The sequence below is a fragment of the Alginatibacterium sediminis genome (assembly GCF_003610775.1).
Lineage (GTDB): Bacteria > Pseudomonadota > Gammaproteobacteria > Enterobacterales > Celerinatantimonadaceae > Alginatibacterium > Alginatibacterium sediminis.
On sequence record NZ_RAQO01000003.1, the window covers coordinates 68,747 to 85,077 of the forward strand.

Annotated in this window: 17 protein-coding genes; 15 read left to right on the forward strand and 2 right to left on the reverse strand. The window is 44.5% G+C overall.

The annotated features are described in order from the left end of the window. The first annotated feature begins 370 nt into the window (after positions 1 to 370). The 5 genes from rppH (at position 371) to DBZ36_RS02950 (ending at position 5,308) form a co-directional block, all read left to right on the forward strand. Complete coding sequence (gene rppH, locus DBZ36_RS02930; protein ID WP_120353469.1) at positions 371 to 919, forward strand: RNA pyrophosphohydrolase; 549 nt, start codon at positions 371 to 373, stop codon at positions 917 to 919. Positions 920 to 990: 71 nt separating this feature from the next. Next, positions 991 to 3,258: a phosphoenolpyruvate--protein phosphotransferase gene (ptsP, locus tag DBZ36_RS02935; protein WP_120353441.1), complete on the forward strand. Its 2,268-nt coding sequence runs from the start codon at positions 991 to 993 to the stop codon at positions 3,256 to 3,258. A gap of 49 nt (positions 3,259 to 3,307) precedes the next feature. Further along, entirely contained in the window at positions 3,308 to 4,105 is a 798-nt protein-coding gene (gene lgt / locus DBZ36_RS02940; RefSeq protein ID WP_199711763.1) for a prolipoprotein diacylglyceryl transferase, read from the forward strand. Between the two features lie 3 nt (positions 4,106 to 4,108). Further along, the gene (gene thyA, locus DBZ36_RS02945; RefSeq protein WP_120353443.1) at positions 4,109 to 4,903 is read left to right on the forward strand and encodes a thymidylate synthase; all 795 of its coding nucleotides are present in this window, start codon (positions 4,109 to 4,111) and stop codon (positions 4,901 to 4,903) included. Positions 4,904 to 4,993: 90 nt separating this feature from the next. Further along, entirely contained in the window at positions 4,994 to 5,308 is a 315-nt protein-coding gene (locus DBZ36_RS02950; RefSeq protein ID WP_120353444.1) for an ArsR/SmtB family transcription factor, read from the forward strand. Positions 5,309 to 5,377: 69 nt separating this feature from the next. On the opposite strand, the gene rpsT is transcribed toward DBZ36_RS02950, so the two are convergent. Further along, a complete protein-coding gene (rpsT, locus tag DBZ36_RS02955) occupies positions 5,378 to 5,638 on the reverse strand; it encodes a 30S ribosomal protein S20 (protein ID WP_120353445.1) in 261 nt (86 codons plus the stop codon). Positions 5,639 to 5,925: 287 nt separating this feature from the next. Between rpsT and murJ the strand changes: the two genes are divergently transcribed. The 10 genes from murJ to DBZ36_RS03005 all read left to right on the forward strand — a co-directional run bounded on the left by murJ (position 5,926) and on the right by DBZ36_RS03005 (position 15,683). Beyond that, positions 5,926 to 7,491, forward strand: coding sequence for a murein biosynthesis integral membrane protein MurJ (gene murJ / locus DBZ36_RS02960; protein WP_120353470.1), 1,566 nt, complete (start codon positions 5,926 to 5,928; stop codon positions 7,489 to 7,491). Between the two features lie 49 nt (positions 7,492 to 7,540). Beyond that, positions 7,541 to 8,503, forward strand: coding sequence for a bifunctional riboflavin kinase/FAD synthetase (gene ribF, locus DBZ36_RS02965; RefSeq protein WP_120353446.1), 963 nt, complete (start codon positions 7,541 to 7,543; stop codon positions 8,501 to 8,503). Beyond that, positions 8,500 to 11,331 (forward strand): isoleucine--tRNA ligase, encoded by a 2,832-nt coding sequence (ileS, locus tag DBZ36_RS02970; RefSeq protein ID WP_120353447.1) that lies wholly within the window; start codon positions 8,500 to 8,502, stop codon positions 11,329 to 11,331. Before ribF ends, ileS begins: the two co-directional genes overlap by 4 nt. Next, entirely contained in the window at positions 11,331 to 11,846 is a 516-nt protein-coding gene (gene lspA, locus DBZ36_RS02975; protein WP_120353448.1) for a signal peptidase II, read from the forward strand. The genes ileS and lspA overlap by 1 nt, the downstream gene beginning before the upstream one ends. Next, positions 11,843 to 12,277 (forward strand): FKBP-type peptidyl-prolyl cis-trans isomerase, encoded by a 435-nt coding sequence (gene fkpB / locus DBZ36_RS02980; protein ID WP_120353449.1) that lies wholly within the window; start codon positions 11,843 to 11,845, stop codon positions 12,275 to 12,277. The genes lspA and fkpB overlap by 4 nt, the downstream gene beginning before the upstream one ends. A gap of 2 nt (positions 12,278 to 12,279) precedes the next feature. Then, entirely contained in the window at positions 12,280 to 13,215 is a 936-nt protein-coding gene (ispH, locus tag DBZ36_RS02985) for a 4-hydroxy-3-methylbut-2-enyl diphosphate reductase (protein WP_120353450.1), read from the forward strand. Positions 13,216 to 13,365: 150 nt separating this feature from the next. After that, complete coding sequence (locus DBZ36_RS02990; RefSeq protein ID WP_120353451.1) at positions 13,366 to 13,797, forward strand: prepilin-type N-terminal cleavage/methylation domain-containing protein; 432 nt, start codon at positions 13,366 to 13,368, stop codon at positions 13,795 to 13,797. Then, positions 13,781 to 14,815, forward strand: coding sequence for a PilW family protein (locus DBZ36_RS02995; RefSeq protein WP_120353452.1), 1,035 nt, complete (start codon positions 13,781 to 13,783; stop codon positions 14,813 to 14,815). Before DBZ36_RS02990 ends, DBZ36_RS02995 begins: the two co-directional genes overlap by 17 nt. Then, on the forward strand, positions 14,812 to 15,264 hold the full coding sequence (locus tag DBZ36_RS03000) for a hypothetical protein (RefSeq protein ID WP_120353453.1): 453 nt from the start codon (positions 14,812 to 14,814) through the stop codon (positions 15,262 to 15,264). Before DBZ36_RS02995 ends, DBZ36_RS03000 begins: the two co-directional genes overlap by 4 nt. Then, complete coding sequence (locus tag DBZ36_RS03005) at positions 15,261 to 15,683, forward strand: type IV pilin protein (protein WP_120353471.1); 423 nt, start codon at positions 15,261 to 15,263, stop codon at positions 15,681 to 15,683. The genes DBZ36_RS03000 and DBZ36_RS03005 overlap by 4 nt, the downstream gene beginning before the upstream one ends. Here the strand turns inward: DBZ36_RS03005 and DBZ36_RS03010 are convergent. Then, positions 15,680 to 16,177, reverse strand: coding sequence for a GspH/FimT family pseudopilin (locus tag DBZ36_RS03010; protein WP_158589015.1), 498 nt, complete (start codon positions 16,175 to 16,177; stop codon positions 15,680 to 15,682). The two genes, DBZ36_RS03005 and DBZ36_RS03010, sit on opposite strands and share 4 nt — an antisense overlap. Positions 16,178 to 16,331: the final 154 nt, after the last annotated feature.

The window sequence follows — 16,331 nt, forward strand, 5'->3', positions numbered from 1 at the left end:
CAATGATCTTTATCCACACCCTTTTTCAAGATATACCTGGTTAAGTATACAGGCACTCAAGTAGAGAACTTTATTTGGTATTTTAAGTCTCTGAATTTAATCAAGTAATCTTGATTTGCTTAGGTGCTTTTCGACTACCCAAATGAGCGCTTTATTTTCACTAACGCTTATACCTAGTTATCCACAAGATTATCCGCAGATGATCTGTAAAAGATCGCAATTTGTGAAAGATCTACCTTTATTGATCTTTTACTAGGAACTGCGGCTTGCGGCGCAAATTACCCAATCAGCAGCGGTCATAGTTTGCCGCGCCCCCTAAACTATGCAAGAATCAGGCTATTATACTAATAACTATGCTGAAGGTAGTTCAGTGATTGATGGGGACGGATATCGTCCCAACGTAGGCATCATCATCTGTAATCAACGCGGCCAAGTTTTGTGGGCACGACGTTGTGGTCAACATTCGTGGCAGTTTCCACAAGGTGGGGTTGATGATGGTGAAACGCCAGAACAAGCCATGTATCGAGAGTTACATGAAGAGGTGGGGTTACTACCCAAGGATGTGAAAATTCTTGCTAGTACTCGTCATTGGCTACGTTATAAGTTGCCAAAACGCTTGATCCGTTGGGATAGTGCGCCGGTTTGTATCGGCCAGAAACAAAAATGGTTTTTGCTTTCGTTAGAAGGTGAAGAGTCGAATATACGTTTTGATCGCTGTGGACATCCAGAATTTGATGACTGGCGTTGGGTAAGCTATTGGTATCCTGTGCGTCAAGTCGTATCATTTAAACGTGATGTTTACCGACGGGCAATGAAAGAGTTCGCTAATTTCGCGATGATGCAGCAAAAGCCTGTAGCGAAAAACTTTCGGCCTAAACGAAACCGTTCACGCAAACCAAAAGGAGGCGCCACTAAGTAGTCTTGGACTCGGAAAAAATTCGAGATTCCTATGTTTAGCTGGCCAATAAATAGACCGATTAGGTAGATGGAATGCTCAAAGAACTGCGAACAATTGTAGAAGACGTCGGGCACGCAGATAGCCTTGCCGAGGCGCTAGAAGTTTTAGTAAGCCAAGTTCGAGAAGTGATGGCTTGTGACTGCTGCTCTGTATATCTCAAAGACGACAATCAAGTTCTTCAGCTCAAGGCTTCAAGGGGGCTGGCTTTAAGTTCAATTGGTCATGTTGCCCTAAGCATCGGCGAGGGGGTTGTAGGTTTAGTCGCGCTTCGTGAAGAACCTATTAATCTCGCGGATGTTGCCCAAAGCCCACATTTTAAGTATTTTCCTGAGACCGCGGAAGAAAGTTTCACCGCTTTTCTTGGCACCCCGATTATCCATCAGGGCGATGTACTCGGTGTTTTAGTCGTTCAACAAAAAGTAGAGCGTAGTTACGATTCTTTAGAAGAATCATTTTTAGTAACCCTCGCAGCGCATTTGGCTTCAGTACTGCGAAATTATCAGAAAAATCCTAAGTTACCCAACGCAACCGCTAACAAGACAACAGTTCTCCACGGAGCATCAGGTTCCAAAGGACTTGCGTTTGGTTGTGCCTGGTATAGCCAACCTCATTTACTACTTGAAAATGTTGAACTAGAAAAAACTAGTTTTGTTGGGGCAGAGATGAAGCGTTTCGAAGCGGCTCTGTCTAAGACTCGTGACGAATTGACAGCATTAAAAATGCGTTTATCTGGTCAAGTCCCTCAGGATGTTAATGCTATATTCTCAAGTTATTTGCATATGCTCGCCGATGATCAGTTCCTAAAGCAGATCCGTCAGCAAATTCAAGAAGGATTTGTTGTTGCCAGCGCCTTACGCAAGGTAGTTGCGCAAATGGTCGATGAATTCGAAGCACTAAACGATAGTTATATACGAGAGCGTGCGGAAGATATTCGTGAGCTTGGTCAACGCTTGCTGCAAAACTTAGATTTAGCGCAAAACTGGTTAAGCCTACCCAAGCAGGACATTATTTTAGTCGCCCACGAAATTTCCGCGCCGATGCTTGCAGAAATACCACGGGAACGTCTGCGTGGAATTGTCGCACAGCGCGGTTCATCGTCTTCCCATGCAGCAATTTTAGCGCGGGCTATGGGCGTCCCAGCCGTCTTAGGAGTGGACACCGATCTAGCCTCGCTGGATGGTTTAGAATTAATAGTTGATGCCCACGCGGGCGAGGTATTTGTACAGCCTGATTCGGTGCTGCGCAGTGAATATTTACAACTGCAAAATGACCAAAGTGAATTGCAGGCTTTAGTTGACAGCGAGCGTGACGAGCTTTCACAAACCCGCGATGGCTGTAGAGTTATGGTGCTGGTTAATTCGGGCTTGAGTCCAGACGCCGACATGGCCGTCAATCAAGGGGCCGATGGTGTTGGTTTGTATCGGACTGAAATTCCATTTATGTTGCTTGACCGCTTTCCTTCTGAGCAAGAGCAGTACCAGCGTTACAGTGAAATTCTAAGTGCATTTTTACCCAACAATGTTTGTATGCGCACTTTAGATGTTGGCGGTGATAAGGAACTATCATATTTTCCTATCATTGAAGAAAACCCGTTTTTGGGTTGGCGCGGGATCCGATTAACCCTCGACCACCCTGAGATTTTCCTGATCCAAGCGCGGGCAATGTACCGAGCAGCATTAGAGACTCAAAATTTGTCGGTGATGTTGCCGATGATTTCGAGTATTCATGAGGTAATAGAAGCCAAGAAGCTACTTGCACGTGCGTGGAAAGAAGTAAGTGATGACTTACCTGAATGTTCTATGCAACAGCCTAAAACAGGTGTGATGTTAGAGGTTCCATCTTTATTGTATGTGTTACCCGAGCTAGCAAAACATGTAGATTTTTGGTCTGTGGGCAGTAATGACTTAACCCAGTATTTATTGGCGGTTGACCGTAATAACCTACAAGTTGCGCGATTATTCGATAGCTTCAATCCAGCGGTTGTTCGGGCTCTATCCCATATACAACAGCAATCACAAGCGTGCACCATTCCAGTGAGTATCTGTGGTGAAATAGCCGGAGATCCATTAGGTTGTTTATTGCTGTTAGTGCTGGGTTACAGTGAGTTAAGTATGAGTAGTGCCAATATCTCGCAAGTGAAGTACATGATTAGGCGAGTAAGAATTGACGATCTGGTCTTAATGCGCGAGCAAATTTTGGCCTGTGAAACCGCTGAGCAGATATATCAGTACTTATTTCAGTACATCCACGAGCTCGATTTAGAACAATTTATTCAAGCTTCGCCTCGGGTTAGTGCTTAAAGGCTTGAGTCGCTAAGCTACGCACGGCACAATGCTTGTTCTATTTTAAATACGAGAACTAAGCGTGATAGCCTTTCCTCAAATTGACCCCATTATCTTTAGCATTGGGCCCGTAGCCGTGCGTTGGTACGGACTAATGTATTTATTCGGCTTCATTTTTGCTTATTGGCTAGCTAATCGAATGGCCGATAAAAAGGATAGTGGCTGGACTCGCGAAGAAGTCAGTGACGTCCTCTTTTATGGATTTGTCGGTGTGGTTGCCGGTGGACGAATTGGCTATGTCTTGTTTTACCAAACCGCCTACTTCTTAACTAACCCGCTCTATCTGTTTGAAATTTGGAGCGGAGGTATGTCCTTCCATGGTGGCTTGCTAGGGGTTATTGCTGCGCTATGGTGGTTTGCTCGTAAAACTAATCGTAAGTTTTTTCAAGTTTCCGACTTTATTGCGCCTTTAGTTCCTTTTGGTTTAGCAACCGGTCGCTTAGGTAATTTTATTAACGCAGAACTTTGGGGACGAACCACTGACATGCCTTGGGGTATCGTATTTCCCGGTGGTGGCGCACTACCAAGACATCCATCGCAATTATATGAATTTTTCCTCGAAGGCATCGTTTTACTCGTAATTTTGTTGCTCTATCGTCGTAAGAATCCACCAATGGGAGCTGTTTCAGGTTTATTCTTACTCGGTTACGGTGGCTTTCGTTTCATTGTCGAGTTTTTCCGTGAACCGGATGCGCACCTCGGAGTACTCAATGTTGGTTTAACGATGGGACAAGTATTAAGTACACCAATGATTATTATCGGCGCTTGGTTCATGCTGCGCGCATATCAAAAGGCAAAGAGTTAAGTTATGAAGAATTATCAGGATTTGATGCAACACATTTTAGATCACGGCGTTGAAAAAAGTGATCGAACCGGTACCGGCACATACTCTGTGTTTGGTCATCAAATGCGCTTTGATTTAAATGAGGGGTTCCCGCTGGTGACAACCAAAAAGTGTCACTTACGCTCTATTATTCATGAGCTACTTTGGTTTTTGAATGGCGATACTAATACCAAATATCTGAAAGACAATGGTGTGAGTATTTGGGACGAGTGGGCAGATGATAATGGTGATTTGGGCCCTGTTTATGGAGCGCAGTGGCGTTCATGGCCTAGTCCAGATGGCCAGCATATTGACCAAATTAAACAAGTTATCGAACAATTGAAAAACGACCCCGATTCACGGCGTATTATTGTGTCGGCTTGGAACGTTGGCGAATTGTCAAAGATGGCGCTCGCTCCTTGCCATGCGTTCTTCCAGTTTTATGTGGCGCAAGGTAAGTTATCGTGTCAATTGTATCAACGTAGTTGTGATGTGTTCTTAGGATTGCCATTTAATATTGCCAGTTATGCGCTCTTAACACACATGGTTGCGCAGCAATGTGATTTAGAATTAGGCGAGTTTGTGTGGACGGGTGGCGACACACATTTGTACTCAAATCACATCGAACAAACTAAGCTACAATTGTCTCGAGAGCCGAAAAAAAGACCGATTTTAAAGATTAATCGCAAGCCTGATAATATTTTAGATTATCGCTTTGAGGATTTTGAAATAATCGGCTACGACCCGCATCCTGCCATTAAAGCGCCGGTTGCAATTTAGGTCTTTTTGATCGTTTTAGACTCTGCAAATATACCTTTAACAGTGGGCTTGATATATTTATTTCAGTTTCTTTAGACGGTAAGTATCGAGATGAATATCCAAGACATGCAACAAAATGCAGCGCCTGCAATGAAGCTTATTAAAGCAATGGCAAACGAAAATCGTTTGATGATTTTATGCCATTTGCTAGAAAAGGAACTTTCAGTTAGTGAACTCAATGAGCAGGTATTACTAAGTCAGTCGGCGCTCTCGCAGCACCTGGCTTGGTTACGTAAAGATGAATTAGTGAAGACTCGTAAAGAAGCTCAAACGATTTACTATTCTTTATCTAGTGATGAAGCTCGTGAAGTTTTACGTACCTTACATGGATTGTATTGCCGAGAAGAGGAAGCAGAAGCTGCATAAGGTAGCATTTTGTTTCAGGTATAAAAAAACCGGCTATTGCCGGTTTTTTTTCGTTCTACAATTTAAAAACTATAGAGCTTTAATTTTAGCAGTCAAACGGCTCTTATGACGAGCTGCTTTGTTTTTAGCAATAATGCCTTTATTTGCCAAACGGTCAAGAGTTGGCTGTGCAGCAGCAAATGCCGCAGTCGCTTCTTCTTTATTTCCGGCTTCAATTGCTGCGATAACTTTTTTCATCGAAGTGCGCATCATTGAACGGCGGCTTGCATTGTGTTGGCGTGCTTTCTCGGAAGTAATAGCACGTTTTTTCGCTGACTTAATATTAGCCAAGGTTAACTCCTGAAACGTAGTCTTGGAATTCTGAATTCAAAGGCCGTGGAATATGCCGCTTTTTCGTTCTATTGTCAACGAAAAATAGTGCAAAACATAAAAACCACAACCTACGCTTAGCAGTTGAGGATCCTCTCTTGGGTCTGAATCAAACTCAAATAATCGCAAAGCAGCCGGCCGGATCAAATGGGTAATGGCGCAGAGTCACCTAGACAGGTTAAACTGTGGCGCGGATTTTAGCCCATGCTGCAGAAAAATGCAGCTTTTTGTCACATGGAATTTTAGTTTTGAGCAAAAACCTACTTAGATCGGGCGCTATTGTAAGCGCTATGACCTTTATCTCTCGGATCCTTGGATTGGTTCGTGATGTTGTCGTTGCCAATTTAATGGGCGCCGGGGTTGCCGCAGATGTGTTCTTCTTTGCCAACAAAATTCCTAATTTCTTACGTCGACTTTTCGCGGAAGGCGCGTTTGCGCAAGCCTTTGTGCCGGTACTCACCGAGTACAAACAGCAGCAAGACCAAGAAGAGGTGCGACAGTTGGTGGCTAAGGTTGCAGGCACCTTAGGCTTAGTGGTAACCGTCGTCACGCTGATTGGTGTTGTTGCATCCCCGGTAATCGCTGGTCTGTTTGGCACCGGGTGGTTTAAAGCATGGTTAGCGGGAGAACCCGATGGCGAAAAGTTCGTCCTTGCTTCGTCCTTACTCAAAATTACCTTTCCTTATCTATGGTTTATTACCTTTACCGGCTTATCTGGTGCCATCCTTAATGCTTACAATCGCTTTGCCGTCGCGGCGTTCACCCCAGTATTTTTAAATGTTGCGATTATTTCATGTGCCATCTACCTGGGACCGCAGCTGGATCAGCCAGAATATGCGCTTGCTTGGGGTGTCTTCTTGGGCGGATTAATTCAGTTTTGTTTTCAACTCCCTTTTATGGCGCGCTTGGGTTTCCTGCGCCGACCATCATGGGGTTGGAACCATAGTGGAGTTAAGCGAATCCGAACCCTGATGATTCCAGCGTTGTTCGGGGTATCAGTCGCGCAGATAAACTTATTGTTTGATACCTTTATCGCCAGCTTTCTCATGACAGGCTCGATTAGCTGGCTTTACTACTCAGATCGCCTGCTCGAATTCCCATTAGGTCTATTTGGAATTGCGATCGCAACTGTTATTTTACCCAATCTATCGCAAAAGCATGTCGCCAAAAGCCGAGAAGGTTTTTCATTGACGATGGAGTGGGGGGTTAAGATGGTTTGTGTACTCGGCCTTCCCGCTGCTGTAGGGCTGATGGTGCTTTCTGAGCCCATGTTGCAAGTATTATTTATGCGCGGTGAATTTGGCGCTGATGATGTCTTGCGCTCAGCTGCCAGTCTAAAAGCATATTCGCTCGGTTTGTTATTTTTTATGCTGATTAAAGTCCTGGCTCCAGGCTATTACTCGCGGCAAGACACCAAAACGCCAGTGCGTATAGGTATCATTGCGATGGCTTGCAATATGTTATTCAATATTATCTTGGTGTTTAAATTTGCTTATGTCGGTTTGGCTTTAGCAACCTCGCTGTCTGCCTTGCTTAACGCCGCATTACTGTATCGGGGCCTACATCAACAGCAGGTATTCAGACTACAAAGAAGCGGATTAGTGTTTATTGCAAAAGTCATTTTCTCAGCACTGTTAATGGGGGTTCTAATTCATTACTTTGCTCCAAGTCGTGAGCAGTGGTTAGCCTATAGCTGGTGGCAAAGTGCAGCGACTTTAGGCTTCGCTATTGCGGCGGCGGCTTTAAGCTATTTAGTTTGTCTTCTAGGCTTGGGAATTCGTCCAAGACATTTGCGTACAAATGCTGCAACTTAAGCTGATTAAGGCTATAATTCGCCGGTTTTCTAAGAGGTCACAAAAATAAATGCAGTTGATTCGGGGCATTCATAATATTCAAGCTCAGCATCATGGCTGTGTTTTAAGTATAGGCAACTTTGATGGCGTACATTTAGGGCATCAACAAGTATTGCAACACTTGGTTGTCAAAGCCAAGCAACTAGGCTTGCCGTCGTTGGTTATGCTTTTCGAACCGCAGCCGCTGGAGTTTTTTGCTCCCGATAAAGCTCCTGCCCGATTGTGTACCTTTCGTGAAAAATATCAGTTGCTCAAATCATTAGGCATTGATCGTGTGCTTTGCATACGTTTTAATCAACGTTTCTCTGATATGAACGCAAGCGCATTTATGAGCACCTTATTAGCTAAGAAGTTAGGTGTGCGTTACTTAGTAGTTGGTGATGACTTCCGATTTGGCAAAGCTCGCGAAGGAGACTTTGCAGCGCTGCAGTTGGCAAAATCAAAGCTTGGCTTTGAATTGAGTGCAACTCAATCATTTTGTGTCGCAAATCAACGGGTCAGTAGTACCCAGATCCGCGCTGGTTTAGAGAGCTCAGATTTCGAGAGCGCTCAACAGCAGCTTGGACGAGCTTATGCTATTCATGGCACAGTGGTCCATGGTAGAAAGCTAGGTCGGCAATTAGGCTTTCCGACCGCAAATATTCGCTTAAATCGAACTCGCAGTCCTTTACATGGTGTATTTGCAGTTCAAGTTTCAAGTGAAGACCACCCAGAGCAAGTGTGGAACGCCGTTGCCAACTTAGGCTGGCGTCCTAGTGCCGGCGGTACAGAATTATTATTAGAAGCGCACCTGTTCGATTTTACGGGTTCGCTATATAGCCAAAGATTACAAATAGTACCGCGACTCAAAATTCGTGGTGAACAAAAATTTGATTCTCTCGAAGCGCTAACACAGCAGGTCGAGAACGATATTCAACAAGCTAAAGAATACTTTTCATTAGCAACTTTTCAAAGTGGAACTATTGAGCAATGAGCGACTATAAAGATACGCTAAACTTACCTAAGACTGATTTCCCTATGCGAGGAAATCTCGCTAATCGTGAGCCTGCGATGCTTAAACGCTGGCAAGAAAATGACCTATACCAAAAAATTAGGGCTGCGAAAAAGGGTAAGAAAAGCTTTATTTTGCACGATGGTCCTCCATATGCGAACGGTAATATCCACTTGGGTCATGCGGTAAATAAAGTCCTAAAAGATATTATCGTTAAGTCCAAAGGCTTTGCTGGATATGATTCTCCGTATATCCCTGGTTGGGATTGCCACGGGCTACCCATTGAGCTAATGGTTGAGAAAAAAGTTGGTAAACCCGGTAAAAAAGTAACCGCGGCTCAGTTTCGTGAGAAATGCCGCGAATTTGCTACAAAGCAAATTGATGGGCAACGCCAAGACTTTATCCGTATGGGTATTCAAGGTGACTGGTATAAGCCATATTTGACCATGGATTTTGACACCGAAGCCAACATCATCAGAGCCTTAGCTAAAATCGTCGCTAACGATCACTTACATCAAGGCTCCAAGCCGGTGCATTGGTGTACCGATTGCGGTTCGGCACTAGCCGAAGCCGAAGTTGAATATGAGGACAAAACCTCTCCAGCTATCGATGTGCGTTTTAAAGTAAAAGATGTCGCAAGTTTTGAGCAACGTTTTGAACACCCGGACCAGCATGTGGGCGAAGGTGATATCTCGGTTGTGATTTGGACGACAACACCATGGACACTGCCAGCAAACCGAGCGGTTGCGCTTAATGGACACCTCGAATATGTATTGGTGCAGGTAGAGTCTGAAGCCGGTAAAGAGCGTCTCGTTCTAGCTCGCGATTTAATGGAAGAGACCCTTGACCGCGCCGGTATCGAAACCTTCCACATCTTAGGTGGGGCTAAAGGGGCTGACCTTGAGTTGGCTCAGGTACAACATCCGTTTTATGACTTTAGTGTGCCACTGATACTTGGCGAGCACGTAACTACCGAGTCAGGCACCGGTTGTGTGCATACCGCACCGGGTCATGGTCAAGAAGATTTCAGTGTCGGTCAAAAATACAATCTTGAAGTTGCAAACCCAGTCGGTGGCAATGGCGTTTACTTGCCTGACACTGAGTTTTTTGCAGGTCAGCATGTTTTTAAAGCCAATGATGCAGTAGTTGAAAAACTAAAAGAAACGGGCGCTTTATTGCATCACCATGCGTATCGTCATAGTTACCCGCATTGCTGGCGCCACAAAACACCAATTATATTTAGAGCCACGCCGCAGTGGTTTATCAGCATGGACAAAAACGGTCTTCGTGATCAAGCATTAGGCGAAATCAAAAAGACACAGTGGATCCCTGAATGGGGCCAAAATCGTATTGAAAGCATGGTCACTAACCGCCCTGATTGGTGTATATCGCGCCAACGGACCTGGGGTGTACCGATTGCTTTGTTCGTGCATAAAGATACCAATGCCCTGCATCCGCGAGCGGTTGAGTTGATGGAAGAAGTGGCTCAATTAGTTGAAAAAGACGGTATACAAGCTTGGTTTGATTTGGACGCATCAAGCTTAATTGGCGATGACGCACAATCCTATCGTAAAGTTGAAGACACGCTTGATGTCTGGTTTGACTCGGGGTCAACCCATTCGAGCGTTGTAAAGACACGCGAAGAATTTAATGGTCAGCCTGCCGACATGTACCTTGAAGGTTCTGATCAACACCGTGGCTGGTTCCAATCATCACTAATGATTGCCACTGCTATCGATGGCAAAGCCCCTTATCGTCAAGTGTTGACCCATGGCTTTACAGTCGATGCTAAAGGGCATAAGTTTTCTAAATCGCTTGGTAACGGTGTTGCACCACAAGACGTTTGGAACAAACTTGGCGCAGATATTTTACGTCTTTGGATAGCGTCAACCAACTACACGGCCGAAATGACCGTTTCTGACGAAGTATTTAAACGCAGCGCTGACGCCTATCGTCGTATTCGTAATACCTCGCGATTCTTACTGGCTAATTTGGCAGGTTTTGATCCGGCCAAAGATCTTGTTCCTGCAAAGGATATGATAGCTATCGATCGCTGGATTGTTGGTCGCGCTGCGGCAGTACAACAAGAAATCGAGCAAGCTTACGACGAATATCAATTCCATGTTGTGTATCAAAAGCTAATGCACTTTTGCTCCATTGAATTGGGCAGTTTTTATCTGGATGTTATTAAAGATCGCCAATATACTGCTAAAGCTGACAGTACAGCGCGTCGATCATGCCAAAGCGCGCTTTACCATATCTGCGAAGCATTAACTCGCTGGATGGCGCCTATCCTTAGCTTTACAGCTGACGAGATTTGGTCTGCAATGCCGGGTGAGCGCAGTGATTTCGTATTTACCGAGCAATGGTACGAGGGCTTAGAAAGCCTTGATCAAGATACGGTAATGAATGACGCCTATTGGGAACAGATCTTGGCGATACGTGCCGAGGTTAACAAAGCCTTAGAACAGGCCCGTCGTGAGGAAATTATTGGTTCAGGATTAGAAGCTAAAGTGGAACTGTTTGTCGATGCCGACTTGGCCGATAAGCTAAATGCCTTGGGAGATGAACTACGCTTTGTACTCATTACCTCAGATGTCGTCATTTCTAGCTTAGCTAGCGCCCCAGAAACGGCCAACAGTACCGAACTTGCTTCACTTAAATTAAGTATCCAGGCAACCGATGCTAAAAAGTGTGGTCGCTGTTGGCATCATCGAGAAGATGTAGGACAACATCCAGAGCACCCGGAATTGTGCGGACGTTGTATTACTAACGTTGAGGGTGAAGGCGAAAGCCGACACTTCGCCTAATGAACCCGATATCAAATTCCAACCGCAGCCTTAAGTGGCTGTGGTTAAGTTTAGCGTTCATTGTTGTTGACCAGCTGACTAAACTGGCTGTTGTGGTGTGGATGCCGCTGTATAGTCGAATTGAAATTAGTAGTTTTTTCAATCTCGTACATGTTCGTAACGAGGGGGCTGCATTTAGCTTTCTAAGTGATGCTGGTGGATGGCAACGGTGGTTTTTTACCGGTTTAGCACTGTTTATCAGCGGCTTGCTGATCTATTGGCTACGTAAAACTCCGCAAGAGCATAAGTTAACAGCAATTGCCTACGCAATGATTATTGGTGGTGCAATTGGTAACGCCATCGATCGAGTCATTTATGGCAATGTAGTCGACTTTTTAGATTTCTACTGGAACAGTTCACATTGGCCGGCATTTAATGTGGCAGATAGTGTCATCATGTTGGGTGCGGCCTTGCTAATCTTAGACGGGTTTAGAACCGGTAGTGAAAGTACAACAAGCAACAAGGAAAGTTCATGAGCAAGGCTATTGTCGCCGATTCAGCGGTGGTACTAAACTTTACGATTAAGCTAGAGGACGGCTCTATAGCAGAATCTAGCTTCAACTATGGCAAACCTGCTGCGTTTGTTTTAGGCGATGGCAGTATGAGTGAAGGCTTCGAAAGTTGCTTAATTGGCCTTGCGCCTGGCGATAATCGAAGTTTTACCTTAAGCCCAGAACAAGGTTTTGGACAAAGTAACCCAGATAATATTAAACATATGGACCGCAGTCGTTTTGATGACGATGCACCGGCGGAAGTTGGAATGATATTAGCTTTTACCCAACGTGATGGCCAAGAAGTCCCTGGCATTGTTCGAGATGTGGTTGGCGATTCAGTTACTGTTGACTTCAATCATCCGCTTGCGGGTCAAAGCGTTACTTTTGACGTTGAGATTATTGAGGTTAAATAAGCATGGAAATACTTCTTGCCAATCCGCGTGGGTTTTGTGCTGGTGTTGACCGAGCGATTTCGATTGTGGAACGAGCTTTAGAGATGTTCGAAGCGCCCATATATGTTCGTCACGAAGTTGTTCATAATCGTTATGTGGTAGAAGGTCTGCGTGCTCGCGGGGCTGTTTTCATTGACGAGCTTAGTGATGTCCCTAGTAATAGTATTTGTATCTTCAGTGCCCATGGCGTTTCGCAACAGGTTCGCAAAGAAGCGAAGCAACGTGAGCTCAAAATATTTGATGCCACCTGTCCTCTAGTGACTAAAGTTCACATGGAAGTTACACGCGCTAGTCGTAAAGGTATTGAGTGTGTTTTGATCGGTCACAATGGTCATCCTGAAGTTGTAGGAACCATGGGGCAATATGATAATGCCGAAGGTGGGATCTACTTAGTAGAAACCGTAGCCGATGTAAAACGACTCACGATTAACGACCCAAATAAGCTATTTTATTGCACACAAACAACTTTATCGGTTGATGACACCTCCGCCATCATCGATGCTTTGCGTGAGCAGTTTGAGCACATTCAAGGGCCGCGCAAAGATGATATTTGTTATGCAACTCAAAACCGTCAAGACGCTGTAAAAAACCTCGCGGAAAAAAGTGATGTAGTGCTGGTGGTTGGGTCTAAAAACTCTTCTAACTCTAATCGTTTACGCGAAAAAGCCGAAAAGTCGGGGGCGCAATCCTATCTCATCGATAGTGCTCAAGACATTCAAGACCAGTGGTTACATGGGGTTAAGGTTGTAGGATTAACCGCAGGTGCTTCAGCGCCAGAGGTCTTAGTCCAACAAGTGGTTGACGATCTTAAAAAACGAGGTGGAATGACTGTGAACGAAAATCCTGGTCGTCAAGAAAACACCACGTTTGAAGTGCCAGCTGAGCTGCGAATTATATAATATTAATATGAGTCCAACAGGGCGAAAACTGTTGGGCTTTGTTTAAGGTCTTGATCCCCTAATCCTTTAGTTATTCCTCTCAGCTCTATTTTTGACAAATCTATCAATTAAGCTATGTTTTAGTCACATCGTTTAAATTGAGGCCACATTTTGTCGACTCATCTACCTTGTATTCCAAAGCTAACTGGTTTTAGTCTAATTGAAGTCACTATTGCTGTATTTGTTAGTTGTGTACTAAGTCTCTTTATACTGCAGCTAAGGATCAGTAGTTATCAAAACTATGAGGCCGTGCAAAGAGGCGAGTATGCACTCGCAGCATTTGTGCAGTTTCATCATTATTTATGGCTTGATCAAGCCAGTGATGTAGAACTATCAGCTGACCGTTGGGTGCTATCCCAAAATAGTCTGAGTTGTGAACTAGCCGGTCAAAGTGTTGATTGCAGCAACTTTGAATTGCGAGAGCATTGGATAGAGAAGCTAAAAGCCCAATTACGTTCAAGTAGGTCCTTGAATGGATATCAGCTGCAATTCGCTGAACTTGCACCCCAACAATGGACGGTGCAGCTTGCAGCGCAAAACTAATGTGCAGAAGCTTTATTTGCTTGCCTTTAAAAGCCATGGTTTTGGCTTAATTGAAAGCCTTATCGGTGTATGCATTTCTGCAATTCTAGTACTCGGTTTAAGTCACTGGTATGCCAACCAAAGTCATCACTCTCATACACTTTCAACTCAGCAAGTGATGGATAGTAGAGCTAGTATGGCGCTGTCTTTATTAAAGTCGGCAGTCATTAGGGCTGGATTTTGGGCTGATTTTCATTCTGACATTAATTCAACAATGGTGCTATCCAATGCGTTGCAAAATGAATTAGCTTCCAGCGCTTGCAGCACAGTGCACGAATCCCAACGCTTTAATGCACTTCCTAAACCTGGGCGAGACCTTGTCCTATATGCCTATGAATTCCAATATGTTGCTACTCAAGGCTTCGACTGTTTACGTTCTCGTACCCAAGTACAACAGGGCTCTGATGTGATTTTTGTAAAAGGACTCGGTCCAAGATTACCGCAGAGAGTGGCTAACCGAGTTATGTGGGCCTCCAGCCCTGGGCAAGCCTATGCATTTACCATTGATGATCCAGTTAATGCTTTAGAGGCCAGTGAACGCAGAGAGCTCAATCAAGAGCTTTTCTTTATTGACAGTTACGGCGTTGACGCAAGGCCGAGTCTGCGCCGACTGTATTTAATGCGCAGCTCGGCCAACGGAAACTTACGAATGTACTACGATCCGGCATTAGTTCGTGATGTCGTTTGGATAAAAATTAAAGCCCTCATCGACAGTGACAATCCCTTGGATTACTTGGTGGATGATGAGCAACTGGTTAGCCAATTAAGTGTAGATGATTGGCTTGAACAGCGAGTAAGAGCCCTTCAAATTGCGGTGGTGGTGCGCAGCGAGTCAAAAGTGACAAAACCCCATGCAGATTTAAGTTTACAGCTATTAGGGGAGCAGTGGCCGATTCCCCAAGATAGCCATTGGTACAAATCCTATCAATCTCTGGTGGTGTTCCGTAACGCTGAGCAAGCTTGGAGTGAGAGTGAATGAAATATCAATCCGGAGTTGTGCTTGTGGCAGCTTTGATCTTTTTAGGATTTTTGAGCCTAATAGCCTTGGACGAGCTTAGGCATACCTTTGTCGCTTTAAAGCAGTTACAAAATCGACAATCGACCTTATCGCAACACATCTTTGTAGAAAAACAGTTATTTAGCTACTTAAACCAGAGCAGCACTCTCGGCACATTAATGCTGGTATCTAATGGCCAGTCAGTTGCGATTCAAAGTGCAAGCATTGAACTGCAAATTACTCATCATCAACGCAGTGTTTGCCAGTGGAATACCGTTCTCTCGCAATGTGATTGGTTAAAAGTATGCGCGATAGATCAGGTCAATATATCGCTTAAACAGTGTGTTCATATACAAACTCAAAAACAGCTTATGGGATCCTTCTTAGCCCGTTGGCGAGTCTATAGCTACTACCCTAGAGGTGCCTCATGAAATACGCGGCTTGTTCAGGTTTACACTTAATAGAAATGGTGATTGTACTCTCCTTAATCGCAATCTTGTCCAGCATTGCCTACCCCGCCTACAGTGGTTTTGTGAACGAGGCGCGGCGAGATGAAGTCGGTCTTGAGTTATTTCAAATTGCCTTGGCACAAGAACAGTACCGAGTGCGCTATGGGCAGTATGCTTTAAGCTGGTATGAGCTCGGGATAACGAACTCTGCAAGCAGCGTACTGAATTCCAATAGTGGGCTCTACCAGCTAGAACTCAATGCGAGTGAAAGTAACTATACCGTCAGTGCAACGCAGATCGCTAATGGGTTTAGCCCTTGTAAACAGCTACATCTAAATCATCAAATGCTACGCACTAGTGTTGATTCTGAGCTGCAAGCGAGTTCTGATTGTTGGAACTAAAACGAGCAATCGTCTGATAACTCAAGTCTGCTGCTTGCGCTTCGTGATAATACAAGCGCGTAGTTTTTGTCGAGCCCTTCACCGCAAAGGTCAATACGACCAGCGGTGGCCAAGTAGCCATTAGCGAGAAATCGAAAGGCAATTAGATTTGAGTGAATACGGATCTGTGTTGGCAGCTCGCTTGTGATCCAGATGATCGGTTCGCTAGGCTCGTGAGCTCCGTTATTGTTGTGGTCAACAAACAAATCAAAGCCAGAGTTAAAATCGCTAGTACATTGGTTCAAATTTGAATCAAGAGCACAATACACCATTGTTACCCCACTATTTAGTGCTTCTTGACGCGCAACCCTGGTTTGATGCTGAAATAAGGCGTAGCTCCGCTTTAGTTCAAACTCTGAAATGAGTCTCTGATATCCGACAAAACTCAAGCTCATCCCTATGGAAACAATGACAAGACTAAATAATAGCTCTAAAAGCGTAAATCCGTTTTGCATAGAAGAATCCATTAATGACTAATGTATCAATTGTAGTCTATTGCCCGAGAACTTGGTTTTTTCGAATAGCTTTCTTGAGACTTTTCATAGCAGGGTTTAAAGTAGGGGTTGAATGTGCCGCTATCTTTTCTTTAAAAAGAATAAAAACAAGGAA